This window comes from Microbacterium sp. NPDC080220, from assembly GCF_040686395.1.
In the GTDB taxonomy this organism is placed as follows: domain Bacteria; phylum Actinomycetota; class Actinomycetes; order Actinomycetales; family Microbacteriaceae; genus Microbacterium; species Microbacterium gawkjiense.
In genome coordinates this window covers 1-18,376 of sequence record NZ_JBFBOP010000015.1, presented here as the reverse complement: position 1 = coordinate 18,376, position 18,376 = coordinate 1, and the positions used below count along the sequence as shown (strand labels likewise).

The window sequence follows — 18,376 nt, the reverse complement described above, 5'->3', positions numbered from 1 at the left end:
CGGTCACCAGATCGTGACGCGCTTGTCCTCGTCGAGCCAGAGCTCGTCCGACGGGGTCACGTCGAACGCGGCGTAGAACTCGTCGATGTTGCGGACGATCTGGTTGCAGCGGAACTCGTTGGGCGAGTGCGGGTCGATCGTCAGCAGACGGATCGTCTCGGCATCCCGCCCCTTCTGCTGCCAGATCTGCCCCCAGCTCAGCAGCAGACGCTGGATGCCGGTGAGCCCGTCGATCACGGGACCGTCGGCATCCGTCGAACCGGCCTTCTCCAGGTGCAGCCGGTACGCCTTGATCGCGATGCCGAGGCCGCCGAGGTCGCCGATGTTCTCGCCGATCGTCAGGGCACCGTTGACGGTGTGATCCGCCGACAGGCCCTGCGGCACGAGCGCGTTGTACTGCTCGATCAGCGTCTTGGTGCGCTCCGTGAAGGACGCGCGGTCCTCGTCGGTCCACCAGTCGTTGAGGGCACCGGTGCCGTCGAACGCGCTGCCCTGGTCGTCGAAGCCGTGACCGATCTCGTGACCGATGACGGCGCCGATGCCGCCGTAGTTGGCGGCCGGGTCGCGCTCCATGTCGAAGAACGGGTGCTGCAGGATCGCCGCCGGGAACACGATCTCGTTCATCAGCGGGTTGTAGTAGGCGTTGACCGTCTGCGGGGTCATGAACCACTCGTCGCGGTCGATCGGCGCCCCGAGCTTTGCGAGCTGCTGGTCGTGCTGCCACGCGTTCGAGCGGCGGACGTTGCCGATGAGGTCGGATGCGTCGATCTCGAGGTCGGAGTAGTCCTTCCACTTCACCGGGTAGCCGACCTTGGGCGTGAACGCCTCGAGCTTCTCGAGCGCGCGCTCGCGCGTGGCGGGCGTCATCCACTCGAGCGACGAGATCGACTGCCGGTACGCCTCGATGAGATTGTCGACGAGGACGTCCATCTCCTCCTTCGCGCGCGGCGGGAAGTGACGCTCGACGTAGACCTTGCCCACCGCCTCGCCGAGGGCGGCCTCGACGAGCGAGACACCGCGCTTCCAGCGCTCGCGGTTGACGGGCACACCGGTCATCTCGGTGCCGTAGAACGCAAAGTTCGCGTCGACGAACGCCTGCGACAGGAACGGCGCCGACGCGCGGATGACCTGCAGGCGCAGCCACGCCTTCCAGTCCTCGAGCCGGTCCTCGACCAGCAGGGTGCCGAGTCCTTCGAAGAAGCTCGGCTGGTTGACGTCGACCTCGTCGATGACGCCCGCCTTGCCGGGGGCGACGGCGTCGCGCCAGGGCGCCAGATCGACGCCGGTGAGCTGCACCGCGGCATCCCAGCTCATCAGGTTGTAGGTCGCGACGGCGTCACGGCTGCGGACGTTGTCCCAGTGGTGCGAGGCGATCTCGGTCTCGAGTGCGAGCACGCGGTCCGCCTGCGCCTCGGCGTCGGCGACACCGGCGAGACCGAAGACCGTCGCGACGTACGCACGGAAGGCCGCACGGGTCTTCTCGAAGTTGTCGAGGCGGTAGTAGCTCTCGTCGGGCAGCGAGAGCCCGCCCTGCACGAGGAAGAGGATGTACCGCTGCGGGTTGCCGGGGTCCGGCTCGATGTACGTGCTGAACACGCCGGCGACACCCTCGCGTTCCAGCGTTCCGGAGGTCTGCAGCAGGCTCGGGATGCCGGTGACCTGGTCGACGTACGTCAGCTGCGGCGCGATCGCCTCAGCACCCTTCGCCTCGATCGCCGCGGTGTCCATGAAGCTCGCGTACAGGTCGCCGATCTTGCGGGTCTCGGTGCCGGGCTCGGCATCCGTCGACTCCTCGATGATCGTCTTGACGTCCTTCTCGGCCTGCTCCGCGATGAGGTGGAACGACCCCCAGCGCGCCTTGTCCTCGGGGATCTCGGTGCGCTCGAGCCACGCGCCGTTGACGTGGCGGAACAGGTCGTCCTGCGGCCGGATGTCGGCACTCAGTTCGTCGAGCTGGATGCCGGAGGGAAGGGTGTTCTCGGTCATGCGTCCCACCCTATGGGCGCTCTCAGACCCGGGGCTCATTCCCTCGTAATCGAGCACTCCTCGGGCACAGGGTCACCCGCGAACCTCGCCGCGGTCCACTCGATGAGCTCGTCGAGCAGCGGCGACGGGCGCTCGACGACGGCCGCATGCTCGTACCCGTCGTAGATCCGGTAGTCGACGACCTGACCGGCCCGGCACATCCGGTCGACGTACGCGGTCTGCGTCGTGACCGGGATGACGCTGTCGGCCCCGCCGTGGGCGATGAGCAGCGGCGCGTTCTGGCGGAGCGGTGCCGCGTTGTCGCGCAGGTGGACGCCCAGCGGACCGGTCGCCGGCGGCGTCGAGAACAGGCGCGGATCGCCGCTCATGCCGAGCGCCGCCGCGACCGAGACGACGATCGACGGGTCGGACAGGCAGCGCTCCGACATCTGCCGGAGCACCGTGTCGGCGCCCGGCCGCACGTAGTCGTCGTACGAGACGTCGTCGTAGATCGCCGAGAACGACGCGAAGGCGTACGAGGCGAAGATGCTGCCGCCCGTGACGCTCGAGATGTTCTGCACGAGCGCGGGCGGGTCACTGGCCGGCGCGAGCGCCGCGACACCCTGCACGTACAGTTCGGGCGCGTACTCGCGCGCCATCGCGCCCGCCCACAGCGCGGCGCCGCCGCCCTGCGAGTGCCCCCAGATGACCGTGCGGACGCCGAGGTCGGCATCCTGCAGTTCGCGGGCGGCGCGCACCGCGTCGAGCGACGCCGTCGCGCTGGGAGGACCGATCAGATACGGATGCGGACCCTCGGTCCCCAGCCCGATGTAGTCCGTCGCCACCACGGCCCACCCCTGCCGGATGATCGTCGGCAGGTTGTAGAGCGCGCCGGACCAGAGCCCCCGCGGGTGCAGCGACGGTGCGCAGTGCTCGGAGTAGCCGGTCGTGCCGTGGTTCCAGTCGATGATCGGCCACTGCCCGTCGCCCTCCTTCGGGACCACCACGACACCGCTCGCGACCCGCACCTCGCCGTCGACGCCGGTGGTCGTGTAGAGGATGCGCCAGGCCGTCGCCGACACCGGGATGCCGTTCGTGAACGGCTCGGCACGGATGAGGCGCCCCGGCTCCCCCGGCATGTCGCGAGGGGCCGCGTAGAAGTCGTCGACGACGGTCGATCCTTCGCGCAGCGGCACGGTGACGAGTGCGGTCGTGACGGCGAGCGCGACGGAGACGAGGGCGGTGACCGTGCGCCCCCAACGGCGCAGGCGCTGCGGCTGGTGGCGGAGCTCCCGCTCGGTGTCGCGGCGACGACGCACGCGCGTCCACAGGTCGGCGACCCCGCTCATGATGAGCCGCGCGCCGAAGACGACCGCGACGACGAGCAGGGTGATGTCGGGCCAGAACAGCGCCAGCACGCCGAAGATCACGCCCGAGACCGAGAAAGCGGCATCCGCGATGCGCGCGTCGATCGTTCGCCCCTTCGCGAAGACCGCGATCACGCCGAGCGCACCCGCGACGAGCAGCAGGATGCCGACGAGGGTCGCCACGACGCGCACGGTGAGTCCCGGGGTCAGCAGGACGACGAGCCCGCCGACGAGCCACGCACCGCCCGTCAGCGTGCGCCAGCGCGGACGCGCCCCCTCCGTGTCGCGGCCCGTCAGCTCGATGACCCCCGTGAGGACCATGCCGCCGCCGATCAGCCAGGCGAGGACGCCCAGCGCCGTCGTCGGCCGGATGACGATGACCACGCCGAGCACCACCGCCGAGGCCGCGACGACCAGGCGCACCCACTCGGGCAGGCGCGCGTAGAAGCGTCCGAGCGCGAGGCGCTGCAGCAGCCGCATCCGGTCCCTCCTCCGTGCGTCGGCGTCGATCCTCCACGTTAACGGCGTGGGCCGGATGCGCCCGAGTGCTCGACAGCGAGCGCATCGACGTGAGATGGCGCCCGCTACAGTGAGCGCCATGGGACGGGCCGGGACGACACGCGCCGGCGTGCGCGACGTCGCCGCGCGGGCGGGGGTGTCGACGCAGACCGTGTCGCGCGTCATCAACGACAGCCCGAACCTGCGCCCCGAGACCCGGGCCCGCGTCGAGGCCGCGATGGCCGAGCTCGGCTATCGCGTCAACAACGCCGCCCGAGCGCTCGGCACCTCGACGACCCGCACCGTCGGCGTCGTCGCCTCGGACGCGACCCTGTGGGGCCCCGGCGCCGGCATCGCCGCGCTCGACGCGGCTGCGCGCGAGGCGGACCGCTGGTTGGCGACGGCCTACGCGGATGCCGCGGACCCGGCATCCGTCACCGATGCCGCCCAGCGCCTGCTGTCGCAGGGGGTCGACGCGCTGATCGTCGTCGCCGCGCACACCGCGACGCTGCCCGCGCTGCGCGAGGTGGCGGGCGGGACCCCGCTCGCCGCGCTGCACACCGGTGCGGGCGCCGAGCGGCAGCGCGCCGGCGCGGCGCTCGCGATCGACCACCTCGTCGCGCTCGGCCACCGCCGCATCGCGCTGCTGGCGGGACCGGCGGACTGGCTCGAGGCGACGGCCCGCGACGAGGGTGCCGCGGCGGCGCTGGCGACCGCCGGCATCCGTCCCGCGGCGATGTGGCGCGGGGACTGGAGCGCGGCGACGGGCGCGGCCGCGGCGCGCGAGGTGGCCGAGGCGGTGCGCCGCGAGGACGGGCCGACCGCGGTCGCGGCGGCCAACGACCAGATGGCGCTCGGGCTCATCGCGGGCCTCGTCGCCGAAGGGCTGCGGGTGCCGCAGGACGTCTCGGTCACCGGATTCGACGACAACGCGGATGCCGCCTTCTACACACCCGCCCTCACCACGGTGCACGTCGACACGGCCGGCGAGGCACGGCGCGTGCTCGCCGAGGCGCTGGGCCTGCCGGCGACGGCGGAGGTCGCCGAACCGGTGCTCGTCGCGCGCGCGTCGACCGCCGCTCCGCGCGGCTGAGGCCGGCGGGGGTCGGGGCTCGGGGTCGGGCCTTGGGCTCGGGCCCGGGTTGAGGCTCGCCCCGCAACAACCGCGGAGATTCGGCCGCCATCTGCCCGCCGGGGGCGATCCGATGCGGCTGCGTGCGTTTTCTCCGCGGTTGGTGCCGGACCGGCGGCGAGAACCCGTCATCCGAGCGTGGCGGAATCGGGATGTTACCGATAACATCGACCCCATGACCGATCTCGATGAGGCGATCGCCGCCGTCCGCGCGGACGTCGCCGCCCTCCACGCCGAACTCGTCCGCTACGGCCTCGTCATCTGGACCGGGGGCAACGTCTCGGGCCGCGTCCCGGGCACCGACCTGTTCGTCATCAAGCCGTCCGGCGTCTCGTACGACGACCTCTCGCCCGAGAACATGATCCTCTGCGACCTCGACGGCAACGTCGTGCCCGGCAGCCCCGGCAGCGACCGCTCGCCCTCGAGCGACACTGCCGCGCACGCCTATGTCTACCGCAACATGCCCGAGGTCGGCGGTGTCGTGCACACCCACTCCCCCTACGCCGTGGCCTGGGCCGCGCGCGGCGAGGAGATCCCCTGCGTCATCACCGGCATGGCCGACGAGTTCGGCGGCCCGATCCCGGTCGGACCGTTCGCGATCATCGGCGACGACTCCATCGGCCGCGGCATCGTCGAGACCCTGACGGGCCACCGCTCGCGCGCCGTCCTGATGCAGAACCACGGTCCGTTCACGATCGGCGTCAGCGCGAAGGATGCCGTCAAGGCCGCCGTCATGTGCGAGGACGCCGCCCGCACCGTGCACTTCGCCCGGCAGGGCGGGGAGCTGATCCCGATCCCGCAGGACAAGATCGACGCCCTCTACAACCGCTACCAGAACGTGTACGGCCAGAGCTCGGACGACCGCCGATGAGCGCCATCGCTGCCGGCCGCGGAGTGCTGGGCATCGAGCTCGGCTCGACCCGCATCAAGGCGTGCCTCGTCGATGCGAGCGACCCGACCACCGTGCTCGCCGTCGGCAGCCACGAGTGGGAGAACGCGCTCGAGGACGGCGTCTGGACCTACGCCGAGGACGCGATCTGGTCGGGCCTGCAGGCCGCCTACGCCGATCTCGTCGCCGACGTCCGCCGCCAGGGCGCCGAGCTGACCGACCTCGCCGGCATCGGCGTCTCGGCGATGATGCACGGCTACCTCGCCTTCGACGAGGACGGCACCCTGCTCGTCCCGTTCCGCACGTGGCGAAACACCTCCACCGGCGCCGCCGCGGCGGAGCTCACCGACCTCCTGGGCGTCAACATCCCGCTGCGCTGGTCGATCGCCCACCTGCATCAGGCGATCCTCGACGACGAGGCGCACCTCGCCTCGTCGTCGAGGATCAACACCCTCGCCGGCTGGGTGCACGAGAAGCTCACCGGCCGCTTCGCGCTGGGTGTCGGCGACGCGTCGGGCATGTTCCCGATCGGCACCGACGGGCAGTACGACCGCGACCGCGTCGCCGCGTACGACGCGCACGCCGCCGCGTTCCTCGCCGGCCGCAGCCTCACGGACCTGCTGCCCGAGGTGCTCCCCGCGGGAGCGGATGCCGGGGCGCTCACTGCCGCAGGCGCAGCCCTGCTCGACCCGACCGGCACGCTCCGGCCCGGCGCGGTCGCGGCTCCCGCCGAGGGCGACGCCGGCACCGGCATGGTCGCCACGAACGCGGTCTCGCCGCGCACGGGCAACGTCAGCGCCGGCACGAGCATCTTCGCGATGGTCGTCCTCGAGCGCCCGCTCACGCGCGTCCACACCGAGATCGACCTCGTCACGACGCCCGCGGGCGACCCGGTCGCGATGGTGCACTGCAACAACGGCGCGAGCGAGCTGGCGTCGTTCGTGTCGCTGTTCGCGCGGTTCGCCGCGGCATCCGGTCAGTCGATGACGACGGATGCCGTCTACGAGACGCTCCTGCGCGAAGCGCTGACCGGCGCCCCGGATGCCGGTGGGGTGCTCGCGTACAACCACCTGAGCGGCGAGCCGATCGCCGGACTCGACGAGGGCCGCCCGCTGGTCGTGCGCACGCCCGACGCGGAGTACTCGCTCGCCAACGTGATGCGCGCGCAGGTCTACGGCGTGTTCGCGACGCTCGCGATCGGCATGCAGACCCTCGCCGAGGAGGGCGTCGCGCTCGACCAGATGTTCGCGCACGGCGGCGTCTTCCGGACGGCGGGGGTCGCGCAGCGGTTCCTCGCCGGCGCGCTCGACGCGCCCGTCACGGTCGGCAACACGGCGGCCGAGGGCGGCGCGTGGGGTATGGCCGTGCTCGCCGCGTTCGCCGCCGCGAAGACCGGCTCAGACCTGTCGACGTACCTCACCGACCACGTGTTCGCGGGGGCGGCATCCGTCACCGCCGACCCCGACCCGGCCGACGTCGCCGGGTTCGGCGACTACCTCACCCGCTACCGCGCCGGACTCGCCGCAGAGGCCGCCGCCGTCACCGCACTGCCGCTGCGCGGCATCCGCTCATCGAACGAAGGAACAGCATGACCCTCTCCACCAGCCTCGAGCAGTACACCGTCTGGTTCGTCACCGGCAGCCAGAACCTCTACGGCGAGGAGACGCTGCGCCAGGTTGCCGAGCAGTCGCAGGCCGTCGCCGCGGGCCTCGCCGGCCTTCCGGTCACCGTCGAGTGGAAGCCCGTCCTGAAGGACTCGGACTCGATCAAGCGGCTCGCCCTCGACGCGAACGCCGACGACTCGGTCATCGGCGTCATCGCGTGGATGCACACGTTCAGCCCCGCGAAGATGTGGATCTCGGGCCTCGATGCGCTGCGCAAGCCGCTGCTGCACCTGCACACGCAGGCGAACGTCGAGCTGCCCTGGAACGACATCGACTTCGACTTCATGAACCTCAACCAGGCCGCCCACGGCGACCGCGAGTTCGGGTACATCCAGACGCGCCTCGGCGTGCCGCGCAAGACCGTCGTCGGCCACGTCTCGAACCCCGTCGTCGTGCGGCAGATCGAAGACTGGCAGCGCGCCGCCGCCGGGTGGCAGGCCGTCAAGACCCTGAAGCTCGCCCGCTTCGGCGACAACATGCGCTACGTCGCCGTCACCGAGGGCGACAAGACCGAGGCCGAGCTGCAGTTCGGCGTGCAGGTCAACACGTGGGGTGTGAACGAGTTGGCGGATGCCGTGGCCCAGGCATCCGAGGCGCAGATCGACGCCCTCGTCGAGGAGTACGTCGCCTCGTACGACGTGGCCGACGAGCTGCTGCCGGGCGCGGAGCGGCACCAATCTCTGCGCGACGGCGCCGCGATCGAGATCGGGCTGCGCTCGTTCCTGGAGGCCGGTGGATTCGGGGCGTTCACGACGTCGTTCGAGGACCTGGGCGCACTGACGCAGCTGCCCGGTCTCGCCGTGCAGCGCCTCATGGCCGAGGGCTACGGCTTCGGCGCCGAGGGCGACTGGAAGACCGCGATCCTCGTGCGCGTCGCGAACGTCATGGGTTCTGGCCTGCCCGGCGGGGCGAGCCTCATGGAGGACTACACCTACGACCTGGTGCCCGGCAACGAGAGGATCCTCGGCGCGCACATGCTCGAGGTGTCGCCGTCGCTGACGACCTCGAAGCCGCGCCTCGAAGTGCACGAGCTGGGCATCGGCGGCAAGGCCGACCCCGTGCGCCTGGTGTTCACGGCGGATGCCGGACCCGCCCTCGTCGTGGCGATGAGCGACATGCGCGACCGGTTCCGCCTCGTCGCGAACGTCGTCGAGAACGTCGACGCGCCCGACCTGCCCAAGCTGCCGGTGGGCCGCGCCGTCTGGAAGCCGTCGCCCGACTTCGCGACCTCGGCCTCGTGCTGGCTCGCGGCCGGTGCCGCGCACCACACCGTCATGACGACGGCCGTGGGCATCGAGGTCTTCCGGGACTTCGCCGAGATCGCCGGCACCGAGCTGCTCGTCATCGACGAGGACACGACGGTGCGCGGCTTCCAGAAGGAGCTCCGCTGGAACCAGGCGTACTACCGCCTCGCCCGCGGGCTGTAACCCGCACGCGACGAACGCCCCGGTGCCGCTGGCGCCGGGGCGTTTCGCGTGTCGTGGGGTGTGGTGGGTGTCACGCGATGCAATGGATGCTGCGCGACACGCCGCGGCATCCGCTCGAGCACCGGCGTGTCGCGGCGGATCTCTTGCATCCGCGAACGCGAGGCTCAGTGCCCGCCGTGTCCGTGGAGGAAGACCTCGTTGACCTCGGCGCCGGGCGCATCGCTGCCAATGGGCGTCGCGGCCAGGGCGGGGGTCACGAGCCCTGCCAGCAGGAAGGCCCCGACGATCAGGCCGCCGACGCTCGTGCGGGCGGCGGTGCGAGCAGCGGGGTGCGACGGCCGCCGACCTGCGCGACGCATCGCGATCGCCGAGACGACGCCGACGGAAAGACCCAGCGTTGTGGAGACGACGACGGGATAGATGCTGGTCTGCGGGGGACCGATCACGAGCAGCGCGGTCACGGCGACGAGACCGGCGAGCGAGACTCCGACGCCCGCGGGCGGCGCAACCACGCGCCCCCGCATCAGCGCCGCGACGCCCCAGGCGATGGTCGCCGCCCCGACGGCGGCGAGCAGGACGCCGATGCCGCGGTCAGCGGCATCGGCGCCCTTCACGATCGCGCCCGCTCCCAGTCCGAGCTGCAAGAGCCCTGCGCCCCACGCGGCGAGCGCGGGCCACGAGCGGACCAGGCCGGACGGCGACATCAGACGGCCGCGCGAGGGGAGACCTGCTTGTCGGCGGCGATGCCGACGCCGAGCAGCACGAGCGCGCTGGCGAGGTGCAGGAAGTGGTCGGCCGTGTTCAGCGCCAGGATGTTCGCGGCGGTGCCCACGAGGAAGAAGCCGACGACGCCGAGCAGCAGGTAGGCGGCACCGACGACGATGTTCACGCCCTTGGCGGCGCGGACGTTCGACAGGCCGCCGATGAGCAGCGCCGCACCGATCAGGAGGTGCGCGACGTTGTGCAGCGGGTTGACCATGAAGATGCCGAGCAGCAGCTCGCCGTCGGTGGCGAGGAAGTCGACCCCACCGGTGACGGCGAAGCCGAGCAGGCCGACGAGGATGTAGACGGCGCCGAAGATGACGGCGACGAGGCGGTTGGGTGAGCTGGTCATTCGAGTGTCCCTCCGTTGGTGCGACGGATGCCGCGGCCCTGCAGACATGTGGTGCTGCAGATCATTCGGTGCGACGCCCAGAACGGATTGCGCACGGAGCGTCGCCGCCGACTGTAGGGACGGCGGATGAGGCCCCCCGCAGGGGTTGTGAGCGACCTGAGCGACTGCTATGAGCGGGCTGAGAGTCCCGACGTCGCGTGCCGGCGCGCGGCATCCAGCAGCCGGTCGGCGTAAGCGATCCAGTCCTCGCGGGACTACTCCCGCCGTCCCTGCTCCGCCTCGGCTGCCATGCGTGTGCCCCGCTCAGGCGCTCCGTGTCGCGAGGCGGCGCCCGGCTTCGGCCAGCCAGCGCGCCGGATCGGCCATCGACGCTGCCGCGCCACCGGCGAGGTCGGTGAGCGAGATCGTGTGCGCGAAACCGGCGGTGTCGGCGTCGGCGGCGATCCGCCCGGCGACGACCGCGACGGGCACCCCGTGCGTCGCCGCGAGCCCCTGCACGAACGCGGGCACCTTGCCGGCGGCGGACTGCCCGTCGAACGCGCCCTCCCCCGTGACGACGAGGGATGCCGCGGCCACCGCACCGGCCAGGTCCACGAGGTCGGCGATGCGCTGCGCGCCGGGCACGAGGTCGGCACCCCACGCGGCGAGCGCGAACCCGGTGCCGCCCGCGGCCCCCGCTCCCCGCAGGAGCGGGTCGGCGGCCGGCACGCGCCGGGCGATGCAGGCTGCGTACCGCTCGAGCACGCCGTCGACGACCTCGACGTCGGCGGCGGTCAGCCCCTTCTGCGGTCCGAACACGGCCGCGGCGCCTGCGGGCCCGGTCAGCGGGTTCGTCACGTCGCTGAGCACGGTCACACCTCCCGCCGGCGGGGTCCGCAGGCGCGAGAAGTCGATCGCCGACACGGCAGCGAGCCCGCGCGCGCCGGCGGGGACGTCGCGCCCGTCGGCGTCGACCATGCGCGCGCCGAGAGCGCGCAGCATCCCGCTCCCCCCGTCGGTCGAGGCGGACGAGCCGATGCCGAGGACGAGCCGCTCGACCCCCGCGTCGAGGGCGGCGGCGATCGCCTGCCCGAACCCGGTCGTGTCCGCATCCCACGGCAGGCGGTCCTCGCCGAGGAGTTCGATGCCGCTCGTCGAGGCGAGCTCGACGACACCCGTGCCGTCGGGCAGCAGCAGCCACGCCGCGTCGACGAGCGTGCCGCGCGGGCCGCGCACGCGCACCGGGCGGCGCTGCGCTCCGGGCACGGCGGCGGCGAAGGCGTCGAGGGTCCCCTCTCCCCCGTCGGCCATGGGGCGCAGCACGATCTCGGCCGCGGGATCGACCTCGCGCCACCCGTCCGCGAGGGCAGCGGATGCCGCGGCTGCGGGCAGCGAGCCCTTGAGACTGTCGAGGGCGACGACGACGCTCATGCGCGCGGCGGGGTGCTCTCGCGCAGCAGCACGTCGAGTCGCAGGTCGTCGGGATGCGGCTCCCACTCGGCGTCGGTCGCGGCGCGGAACGCCTGGTAGCCGACCTCTTCGAGGGGCACGTGCACCGTGGTGAGGGCGGGGGTCACGTCGCGTCCCGTCGGGATGTCGTCGAACCCCGCGAGGGCGATGTCGGCGCCCGCCGTGCGTCCCGCCGCGCGGATCGCGGTGAGGGCGCCGATCGCCACGACGTCGCTGATGCCGAACACGACCGTGCCGGTCTCGACGCCGTCCGCGAGCGCCCGGGTCATCGCCTCGTCGCCCGCTTCGCGCGTGAAGCCGCCGCGGTAGACGCGGGGTTCCTCGCCCCCGGCCGACGTGAAGCCGGCGCGGAAGCCGTCGAGGCGCGAATCGCTCGTGGCCGTGCCCTCATCGGCCGCCAGGACGACGGCCCGGCGGTAGCCGCGCTCGACGAGCGCCCGCCCGAGGGCCTCGGCGCCCGCGCGGTTGTCGAGGATGAGCGAACGCACGCCGCTGGCCCCCGGGCCGAGGGCGACGACCTGGCCGCCCATCGCGCCGAGCAGGTCCAGTTCGCGGGTGAGCTCGGGCGCCGGGCCCGCCGAGGTCCGGGACGCGGCGAGGATGAGCCCGCGGGGCCGCTGCCCGCGGAGCGCCCGCACGAGCCGCACCTCGCGCTCGGGGTCGCGCTCGGTGATCGCGACCGTCACCACGAGCCCGGCCTCGTCGGCACCGCGCGCGACGCCCGAGGCGATGAGCCCGAAGTAGGGGTCGGCGATGTCGGCGACGACCAGCGCGAGGATCGCCGACGTCCCCCGCGCGGTCGCCTGCGCGGAGAGGTTCGCGGTGTAGCCCAGCCGCGCCGCGGCGGCCTCGACGCGCTCGCGATAGGAGTCCGCGACCTTGCGCGTCGAGCCGTTGAGGGCGCGCGACGCCGTGGCGAGCGAGACGCCCGCCTCGCGCGCGACGTCGTCGAGGGTCACCGCGCCCGAGGGCCCGGGTCGACGCAGGGTGCGGTCGGTCATGGTGCGAAGTCTACGGGCGGCCGTCGGCGTGCTCGGAGCGGCCCGTCATCGACCGCTGAGAGACGGTGAGACGGATGCCGGGACTATCGTGGACGCGATGACCACGCCCGGCCCCGCGCCCGACCCGCGCGGCGAACTCCCGATCGACGGCGACATCGCCGATGCCGCGCGGCCGGTGCACCTCGCGTGGTCGTCGATCCTGCTCGTGCTCGTCGGCGGGACCGTCGGCACGGCGGCCCGCGAGGGCCTGTCGCTCGCGATTCCCTCGGTCGGCGGCATCCCCGTCGCGATCCTCGCGATCAACATCGTCGGCGCACTCTTCCTCGGCGCACTCCTCGAGGCCCTCGCGCGACGCGGGCCCGACGTCGGTCGCCGCCGCGCGCTGCGCCTGCTCCTCGGCACGGGATTCGCGGGCGGATTCACGACGTACAGTGCGCTCGCCGTCGACAGCGGCCTGCTGTTGACGGGCGGCGACCCGGTGGTCGGCGTCCTGTACGCGCTCGGCACCGTCGTCGTCGGCGCGCTCGCGACCGTCGCCGGCATCGCGCTCGGCGCGGCCCGGCACCGCAGGGCGGTGATCCGATGACGCCGGGCCTCTTCCTCGCCCTCTCGCTCGCGGGGGGCGTCGGCGCCGCGCTGCGTCTCGTGATCGACGGCGCCGTGAAGGCGCGTGTGCGCACGGCGCTGCCGGTCGGCACGCTCCTGATCAACGTGGCCGGCTCGCTCGTGCTCGGCTTCGTGACCGAGCTCGCGCTGGCCGGCGTCGTCGACGACGTGTGGCGGCTCGTCATCGGCACCGGCCTGTGCGGCGGGTTCACGACGTTCAGTACGGCGATCTTCGAGACGGTGCGCCTCGTGCAGGAGCGCCGGTACGCGCTCGGCGCGATGAACGCGGTCGGGATGCTGGTGCTCGCCGTCGGAGCGGGCCTGCTCGGCATCGCGCTCGGCCGACTCCTCATCGGCTGACGACCGCGATTCGCCTGAACGGCATAGGGAAAGCTCGCGCGGCATCGACCTGTACCCCGAGCCTAGGCGCGGTGTTGAATCGTGTCAACGGATGCCGGCATCCCCCCTCAGCCGCGCGGCACGAACCGCGGATATCCGAGCGAAACGCGGCCGAGGCAGCGCCGCACGCCGCCGGCTGCGCCAAAACCCCGCGATTGGTGCGGCGCGACGCCTCACCGACGTCCGGATCACGCAGGCGCGAGCGCTCCGGCACCTCGCCCCTCTCGGCATCCCGCCCACAGCCCTGCGGCACGAACCGCGGAGATTCGCGGGGAAACCCGCTCGGATTCCGCCCGACACGCCGCGGACAGCGTCGATCTCCGCGGACAGTGCCGCGCGCCGAAGCTCAGCCCCGCCGCCCGACCCGCCGCAGGCCCGCCGACGACGACAGTGCCCCGCCGAGGCTCAGCCCCCGGTCGAGGCCCGGACGACGAGCTCGGGGCGGAAGCGGATGCGCTGGGGCGGGGCATCCGGGTCCTCCAGGGCGGCGAACAGCGCGTCGACGGCGGCGGCGCCGATCTCGCGCGCGGGCTGGCGGATCGAGCTGAGCGGCACGACCGTCGACTGGGCGAAGTCGATGTCGTCGTAGCCGATGAGGGCGAGGTCCTCGGGCACGCGCAGCGATCCGAGGATGCCGGCCCCCTGCAGTACCCCGACGGCCACCAGGTCGTTGGCGCAGAACACGCCGTCGGGCCGGTCGACCCCGGCGCGGTGGGCGAGCTCCTCGCCGACGATCCGCCCCGCGAGCACCGTGAGCTCGTCGGTCGGAGCGACCTCGAGCGTGGCGTCCGGCACCTCGGCGAGCGCGCGTCGGGCACCGTCGAGGCGGTCCGCCACCTGGCGGACGGATGCCGGGCCCCCGGCGAACAGGATGCGGCGGCGCCCCTGCCGCAACAGGTGCTGCACGGCCAGGTATCCGCCTTCGACGTCGTCGACGGCCACCGAGGGCAGGTCGCCGTCGGCTTCGGCGTCGAGGAGCACGACGGGCACCCCGGCGGTCTCGAGCATCGCGGCGCGCGTCTCGTCGAGCGCGATCGGGGTCAGCAGCACGCCGTTGACGCGCTGCTCGCGGAACAGGTCCAGGTACGTGTTCTCGCGGGCGGCATCCTGTCCGCTGCTGCCGAAGAGGACGATCACCCCGTGCTCGGCGGCGCGTTCCTCGGCGCCGCGGGCGACCTCGGCGAAGAACGGGTTGGCCGAGTCCAGCACGACCAGCCCGATCGTGCGGCTACGGCCGGCGCGCAGCTGCCGGGCGGCGTCGTTGCGGACGAAGCCGAGCTCCGAGATCGCGGCGTGCACGCGTTCGACGGTCGCCGGGGCGACCTTCGCCGGACGGTTGAGGACGTTCGAGACGGTCCCCACCGAGACGCCCGCGGTGCGAGCGACGTCCTTCACACTGACTGCCACGTGACCTGCCTTGACGGATGCTTCGGACCCACGTTACTGTTGTGATTCTTGAATCGTTTCATAGAACGCTTCCCCGATCAACGACCCGCGCTCACGAAGGAGTGACATGCCCCGCGTCGCCTTCCAGCTGCAGATCGACCCCGCCCTGATCGATGAGTACGTCGCCCGCCACACCCCGGTGTGGCCCGAGATGCTCGCCGAGATCGCCGCCGCGGGTCGTCGCAACTACTCGCTCTTCCTCGGCGACGGCGGTCGCCTGTTCGGCTACTACGAGGTCGACGACGACACGGCCGCCCAGGCCTACCTCGCCGCCTCGCCCGTCGCCGCCCGGTGGGAGCCCGAGATGAGCCGCTTCTTCGTCGGCCTCGAGGGCCGCCCCGATCAGGCGGCGACCCCGCTCGTCGAGGTCTTCAACCTGCACGACCAGTTGACGGCCGCCGTCGACGCCCCTTTAGAAAGCGATCCGTCATGACCACGCTCTCCCCCGAGATCCTCACCCAGCTCGAAGGCCAGGGCATCGAGCTGCCCAGCTGGGCGTTCGGCAACTCCGGCACGCGGTTCCGCGTGTTCGCGACGGTCGGCACCCCGCGCGACCCGTTCGAGAAGATCGCGGATGCCGCCGAGGTCAACCGCTACACCGCGCTCGCCCCGAGTGTCGCGCTGCACATCCCGTGGGACAAGGTCGACGACTACGCGGCCCTCCGCCGCCACGCTGAGGATCTCGGCGTGCAGCTGGGCACGATCAACTCGAACACGTTCCAGGACGAGGACTACAAGTTCGGCGCCCTCACCCACCACGACGAGGCCATCCGCCGCAAGGCGATCGACCACCATCTCGAGTGCATCGACATCATGCACGAGACGGGGTCGCGCGACCTCAAGATCTGGCTCGCCGAGGGCTCGAACTACCCGGGCCAGAACGACATGCGCGGCCGTCAGGACCGCCTGCAGGACTCGCTGCAGCAGATCTACGCGCGCCTCGGCGACGACCAGCGCCTCGTGCTCGAGTACAAGTTCTTCGAGCCGTCGTTCTACCACACCGACGTCCCGGACTGGGGCACGTCGTACGCGCAGGTGGCCGCGCTCGGCGACCGCGCCATGGTCTGCCTCGACATCGGCCACCACGCCCCCGGCACGAACATCGAGTTCATCGTCATGCAGCTGCTGCGCCTCGGAAAGCTCGGCTCGTTCGACTTCAACTCGCGCTTCTACGCCGACGACGACCTCATCGTGGGCGCCGCCGACCCGTTCCAGCTGTTCCGCATCCTCGTCGAGGTCGTGCGCGGCGGGGGGCTGAACAACCCCGACGTCGCCTTCATGCTCGACCAGTGCCACAACATCGAGGACAAGATCCCCGGCCAGATCCGCTCGGTGCTCAACGTCCAGGAGATGACGGCCCGCGCCCTCCTCGTCGACCGCGCCGCGCTCGACGCCGCGCAGCAGGCCAACGACGTCCTCGGAGCCAACGGCATCCTCATGGACGCCTTCTACACGGACGTGCGTCCGGCGCTGGCCGAGTGGCGAGCTTCGCGCGGACTTCCCGCCGACCCGATGGCCGCGTACGCGGCATCCGGTCACCTGCAGAGGATCGCCGCCGAGCGCGTCGGCGGCACGCAGGCCGGCTGGGGTGCATGACCTGACGATCACGCCCGTCGCTCGGATGCCGCGCGGCTCGACGAGCCCGCGGCATCCGCTCGGGATCAGCGACTCGAGTAACCGCCGTCGATCGGCAGCGAGACGCCGCTGATCATCGCGGCGCCGTCGCCCAGGAGGAAGACGATGGGGGCGGCGATGTCGTCCTCAGTCGCCCACTTGTGGAGCGGCATCTGCTCGAGGAAGGGACCCTCGATGTCGGGCCGACCCCAGTACCAGGCCGACATCGGCGTCATCACGACGGTCGGGTTGACGCTGTTGACGCGGATGCCGTACCCGCCGAGCTCCAGCGCCGAGACGCGCGTGATGTTGTCGAGTGCAGCCTTCGAGGAGCCGTAGGAGATGTGGCCGGCGAGGCCGACGAGACTCGCCTGACTCGAGACGTTGACGATCGCACCACCCTTGCCGACGCGGATCATCTCGCGGGACGCGTACTTGGTCACCAGAAGCGAGCCGCGTGCGTTGATGCTGATGACCTTGTCGAAGACGGCGATGTCGGTCTCCATCGGGGTCGCGATCTCGCCGCCCCACCCGCCGCAGTTGACGACGCCGTAGAGGTCGCGCCCTTCGATGGCGGCGCGGATCTCGTCTTCGGACTCGAGGTCGAAGACGACCGGCTCGGCGCCGGTCTCGGCGGTGATCGCTTCGAGCGCGTCCGCCGTGCGACCGGCTGCGAGGACGGTCGCGCCTGCGGCCACGAGGTGACGGACGGTGGCGCCGCCGATGCCGCCGCCGGCTCCGGTGACGAGGATGGTGCGGCCCTGCAGATCGGTCATGTCGTGCTCTCTGTTCGCGGTGGTGTCGGGTGGGATCAGCGCCGCAATGGCGTCACTGCCGGAGGCCATGATAACCACAGAAACACGGCCATGTCGCCGGTGTCATGGAATGTCGATCGGAGCGCTTGACACCGGTGACATGGACGGCGTAACGTGCTCGGAGTTCGACGGTCCCCGAACCGTCCATCCGCTCCACCGACGCAGCGATCGATGCTCCGGCATCGACCCAGGAAGACCACGAAGCAGTGTTCCCCACCCAGCCCGCCGCACCGCAGCCAGCGACGCTCGCCGACCTCGTCGAGCGCGCCCGCGGTCTCGCCGAGCGCGGTCGCCGCATCCTCGGCGTCACCGGCACGCCGGGCGCGGGCAAGTCGACGGTGACCGACGCACTGCTCGCAGGCCTCGGCGATCGCGCCGTGGTCGTCGGCATGGACGGATTCCACTACGCGAACGCCGAACTCGTCCGCCTCGGTCGCCGGGATCGGAAGGGCGCCCCCGACACGTTCGACGTCGACGGGTACATCGCACTGCTCGCGCGCCTGCGCTCGCAGCGCGAGGGTCGGATCTACGGGCCCGTCTTCGACCGCTCACTGGAGGAGTCGATCGGCTCCGCGGTCGCCGTCGACGCCACCACCCCGCTCGTCATCACCGAGGGCAACTACCTGCTCCACGACGCGCACGGCTGGGACGGCGTCGCGCCGCTCCTCGACGAGGTCTGGTACCTCGACGTCGACGCCGACGAACGGCGCCGCCGCCTGGTGGCGCGCCGACTCGGGCATGGCCACCCCGAGGCCGAGGCGGCCGCGTGGGTGCGAGAGGTCGACGAACCCAATGCCCTGCTCGTCGAGGCCGCGCGCGAACGCGCCGACCTCGTCGTGCGACTCACTCAGACCACCCCTCACGAAGGAGCACACGCATGACGACCACTACGGCCGTTCCGGTTCTGCAGGCGCGGGGTCTCTCGCGGCAGTTCGGGCATGTCCGCGCGCTCAACGCGGTTGATTTCGAGGTGTTCCCGGGGGAGGTCAC

17 protein-coding genes are annotated in these 18,376 nt (G+C 72.0%); 9 read left to right on the top strand and 8 right to left on the bottom strand.

Going from position 1 to position 18,376, the window contains the following annotated elements; translation table 11 throughout:
- Positions 1-3 precede the first annotated feature (3 nt).
- Both AB0P29_RS15735 and AB0P29_RS15730 read right to left on the bottom strand, forming a co-directional pair.
- Positions 4-1,986, bottom strand: coding sequence for a M13-type metalloendopeptidase (locus AB0P29_RS15735; RefSeq protein WP_363381113.1), 1,983 nt, complete (start codon positions 1,984-1,986; stop codon positions 4-6).
- 35 nt (positions 1,987-2,021) lie between these two features.
- The gene (locus tag AB0P29_RS15730; protein WP_363381111.1) at positions 2,022-3,812 is read right to left on the bottom strand and encodes a lipase family protein; all 1,791 of its coding nucleotides are present in this window, start codon (positions 3,810-3,812) and stop codon (positions 2,022-2,024) included.
- 118 nt (positions 3,813-3,930) lie between these two features.
- Between AB0P29_RS15730 and AB0P29_RS15725 the strand changes: the two genes are divergently transcribed.
- The 4 genes from AB0P29_RS15725 (at position 3,931) to araA (ending at position 8,942) form a co-directional block, all read left to right on the top strand.
- Positions 3,931-4,923: a substrate-binding domain-containing protein gene (locus AB0P29_RS15725; protein WP_363381109.1), complete on the top strand. Its 993-nt coding sequence runs from the start codon at positions 3,931-3,933 to the stop codon at positions 4,921-4,923.
- Positions 4,924-5,137: 214 nt separating this feature from the next.
- Positions 5,138-5,833: an L-ribulose-5-phosphate 4-epimerase gene (locus AB0P29_RS15720; protein ID WP_363381107.1), complete on the top strand. Its 696-nt coding sequence runs from the start codon at positions 5,138-5,140 to the stop codon at positions 5,831-5,833.
- Positions 5,830-7,443, top strand: coding sequence for an FGGY-family carbohydrate kinase (locus tag AB0P29_RS15715; RefSeq protein WP_363381105.1), 1,614 nt, complete (start codon positions 5,830-5,832; stop codon positions 7,441-7,443). The genes AB0P29_RS15720 and AB0P29_RS15715 overlap by 4 nt, the downstream gene beginning before the upstream one ends.
- A complete protein-coding gene (araA, locus tag AB0P29_RS15710; RefSeq protein ID WP_363381103.1) occupies positions 7,440-8,942 on the top strand; it encodes an L-arabinose isomerase in 1,503 nt (500 codons plus the stop codon). Before AB0P29_RS15715 ends, araA begins: the two co-directional genes overlap by 4 nt.
- A 164-nt stretch (positions 8,943-9,106) precedes the next feature.
- Here araA and AB0P29_RS15705 read toward each other — a convergent pair whose 3' ends face one another.
- From AB0P29_RS15705 to AB0P29_RS15690, 4 genes are all read right to left on the bottom strand, one after another.
- Complete coding sequence (locus AB0P29_RS15705; RefSeq protein ID WP_217532202.1) at positions 9,107-9,646, bottom strand: hypothetical protein; 540 nt, start codon at positions 9,644-9,646, stop codon at positions 9,107-9,109.
- The gene (locus AB0P29_RS15700) at positions 9,646-10,056 is read right to left on the bottom strand and encodes a DUF4383 domain-containing protein (RefSeq protein WP_217532200.1); all 411 of its coding nucleotides are present in this window, start codon (positions 10,054-10,056) and stop codon (positions 9,646-9,648) included. The genes AB0P29_RS15705 and AB0P29_RS15700 overlap by 1 nt, the downstream gene beginning before the upstream one ends.
- A gap of 303 nt (positions 10,057-10,359) precedes the next feature.
- The gene (locus AB0P29_RS15695) at positions 10,360-11,466 is read right to left on the bottom strand and encodes a glycerate kinase (protein ID WP_363381101.1); all 1,107 of its coding nucleotides are present in this window, start codon (positions 11,464-11,466) and stop codon (positions 10,360-10,362) included.
- Positions 11,463-12,506, bottom strand: coding sequence for a LacI family DNA-binding transcriptional regulator (locus AB0P29_RS15690; RefSeq protein ID WP_363381099.1), 1,044 nt, complete (start codon positions 12,504-12,506; stop codon positions 11,463-11,465). Before AB0P29_RS15690 ends, AB0P29_RS15695 begins: the two co-directional genes overlap by 4 nt.
- Before the next feature lie 175 nt (positions 12,507-12,681).
- On the opposite strand from AB0P29_RS15690, the gene AB0P29_RS15685 reads away from it, so the two are divergent.
- Both AB0P29_RS15685 and crcB read left to right on the top strand, forming a co-directional pair.
- Entirely contained in the window at positions 12,682-13,092 is a 411-nt protein-coding gene (locus AB0P29_RS15685) for a CrcB family protein (protein ID WP_363381129.1), read from the top strand.
- A complete protein-coding gene (crcB, locus tag AB0P29_RS15680) occupies positions 13,089-13,472 on the top strand; it encodes a fluoride efflux transporter CrcB (protein ID WP_363381097.1) in 384 nt (127 codons plus the stop codon). The genes AB0P29_RS15685 and crcB overlap by 4 nt, the downstream gene beginning before the upstream one ends.
- A gap of 444 nt (positions 13,473-13,916) precedes the next feature.
- Here the strand turns inward: crcB and AB0P29_RS15675 are convergent, their stop codons facing one another.
- Positions 13,917-14,918: a LacI family DNA-binding transcriptional regulator gene (locus AB0P29_RS15675; RefSeq protein ID WP_363381095.1), complete on the bottom strand. Its 1,002-nt coding sequence runs from the start codon at positions 14,916-14,918 to the stop codon at positions 13,917-13,919.
- Between the two features lie 106 nt (positions 14,919-15,024).
- On the opposite strand from AB0P29_RS15675, the gene AB0P29_RS15670 reads away from it, so the two are divergent.
- Positions 15,025-15,390, top strand: a complete 366-nt coding sequence (locus tag AB0P29_RS15670; RefSeq protein WP_363381092.1) for an L-rhamnose mutarotase — start codon at positions 15,025-15,027, stop codon at positions 15,388-15,390.
- A complete protein-coding gene (gene rhaI / locus AB0P29_RS15665; RefSeq protein WP_363381089.1) occupies positions 15,387-16,553 on the top strand; it encodes an L-rhamnose isomerase in 1,167 nt (388 codons plus the stop codon). The genes AB0P29_RS15670 and rhaI overlap by 4 nt, the downstream gene beginning before the upstream one ends.
- A 65-nt stretch (positions 16,554-16,618) precedes the next feature.
- Here rhaI and AB0P29_RS15660 read toward each other — a convergent pair whose 3' ends face one another.
- Positions 16,619-17,347 carry an SDR family oxidoreductase gene (locus tag AB0P29_RS15660; protein WP_363381087.1) on the bottom strand — a complete coding sequence of 243 codons (729 nt, stop codon included), beginning with the start codon at positions 17,345-17,347 and terminating at the stop codon, positions 16,619-16,621.
- A 245-nt stretch (positions 17,348-17,592) separates the two neighbouring features.
- Here AB0P29_RS15660 and AB0P29_RS15655 point away from each other — a divergent pair, with 245 nt between their 5' ends.
- A complete protein-coding gene (locus tag AB0P29_RS15655; RefSeq protein WP_363381085.1) occupies positions 17,593-18,267 on the top strand; it encodes a nucleoside/nucleotide kinase family protein in 675 nt (224 codons plus the stop codon).
- The last annotated feature ends 109 nt before the right edge of the window (positions 18,268-18,376 follow it).

What these genes read in the sequence shown, in the direction of transcription:
- AB0P29_RS15735 (WP_363381113.1), bottom strand. Translation starts at nt 1,986, where the DNA reads ATGACCGAGAACACCCTTCCCTCCGGCATCCAGCTCGACGAACTGAGT.
- AB0P29_RS15730 (WP_363381111.1), bottom strand. Translation starts at nt 3,812, where the DNA reads ATGCGGCTGCTGCAGCGCCTCGCGCTCGGACGCTTCTACGCGCGCCTG.
- AB0P29_RS15725 (WP_363381109.1), top strand. Translation starts at nt 3,931, where the DNA reads ATGGGACGGGCCGGGACGACACGCGCCGGCGTGCGCGACGTCGCCGCG.
- AB0P29_RS15720 (WP_363381107.1), top strand. Translation starts at nt 5,138, where the DNA reads ATGACCGATCTCGATGAGGCGATCGCCGCCGTCCGCGCGGACGTCGCC.
- AB0P29_RS15715 (WP_363381105.1), top strand. Translation starts at nt 5,830, where the DNA reads ATGAGCGCCATCGCTGCCGGCCGCGGAGTGCTGGGCATCGAGCTCGGC.
- araA (WP_363381103.1), top strand. Translation starts at nt 7,440, where the DNA reads ATGACCCTCTCCACCAGCCTCGAGCAGTACACCGTCTGGTTCGTCACC.
- AB0P29_RS15705 (WP_217532202.1), bottom strand. Translation starts at nt 9,646, where the DNA reads ATGTCGCCGTCCGGCCTGGTCCGCTCGTGGCCCGCGCTCGCCGCGTGG.
- AB0P29_RS15700 (WP_217532200.1), bottom strand. Translation starts at nt 10,056, where the DNA reads ATGACCAGCTCACCCAACCGCCTCGTCGCCGTCATCTTCGGCGCCGTC.
- AB0P29_RS15695 (WP_363381101.1), bottom strand. Translation starts at nt 11,466, where the DNA reads ATGAGCGTCGTCGTCGCCCTCGACAGTCTCAAGGGCTCGCTGCCCGCA.
- AB0P29_RS15690 (WP_363381099.1), bottom strand. Translation starts at nt 12,506, where the DNA reads ATGACCGACCGCACCCTGCGTCGACCCGGGCCCTCGGGCGCGGTGACC.
- crcB (WP_363381097.1), top strand. Translation starts at nt 13,089, where the DNA reads ATGACGCCGGGCCTCTTCCTCGCCCTCTCGCTCGCGGGGGGCGTCGGC.
- AB0P29_RS15670 (WP_363381092.1), top strand. Translation starts at nt 15,025, where the DNA reads ATGCCCCGCGTCGCCTTCCAGCTGCAGATCGACCCCGCCCTGATCGAT.
- rhaI (WP_363381089.1), top strand. Translation starts at nt 15,387, where the DNA reads ATGACCACGCTCTCCCCCGAGATCCTCACCCAGCTCGAAGGCCAGGGC.
- AB0P29_RS15660 (WP_363381087.1), bottom strand. Translation starts at nt 17,347, where the DNA reads ATGACCGATCTGCAGGGCCGCACCATCCTCGTCACCGGAGCCGGCGGC.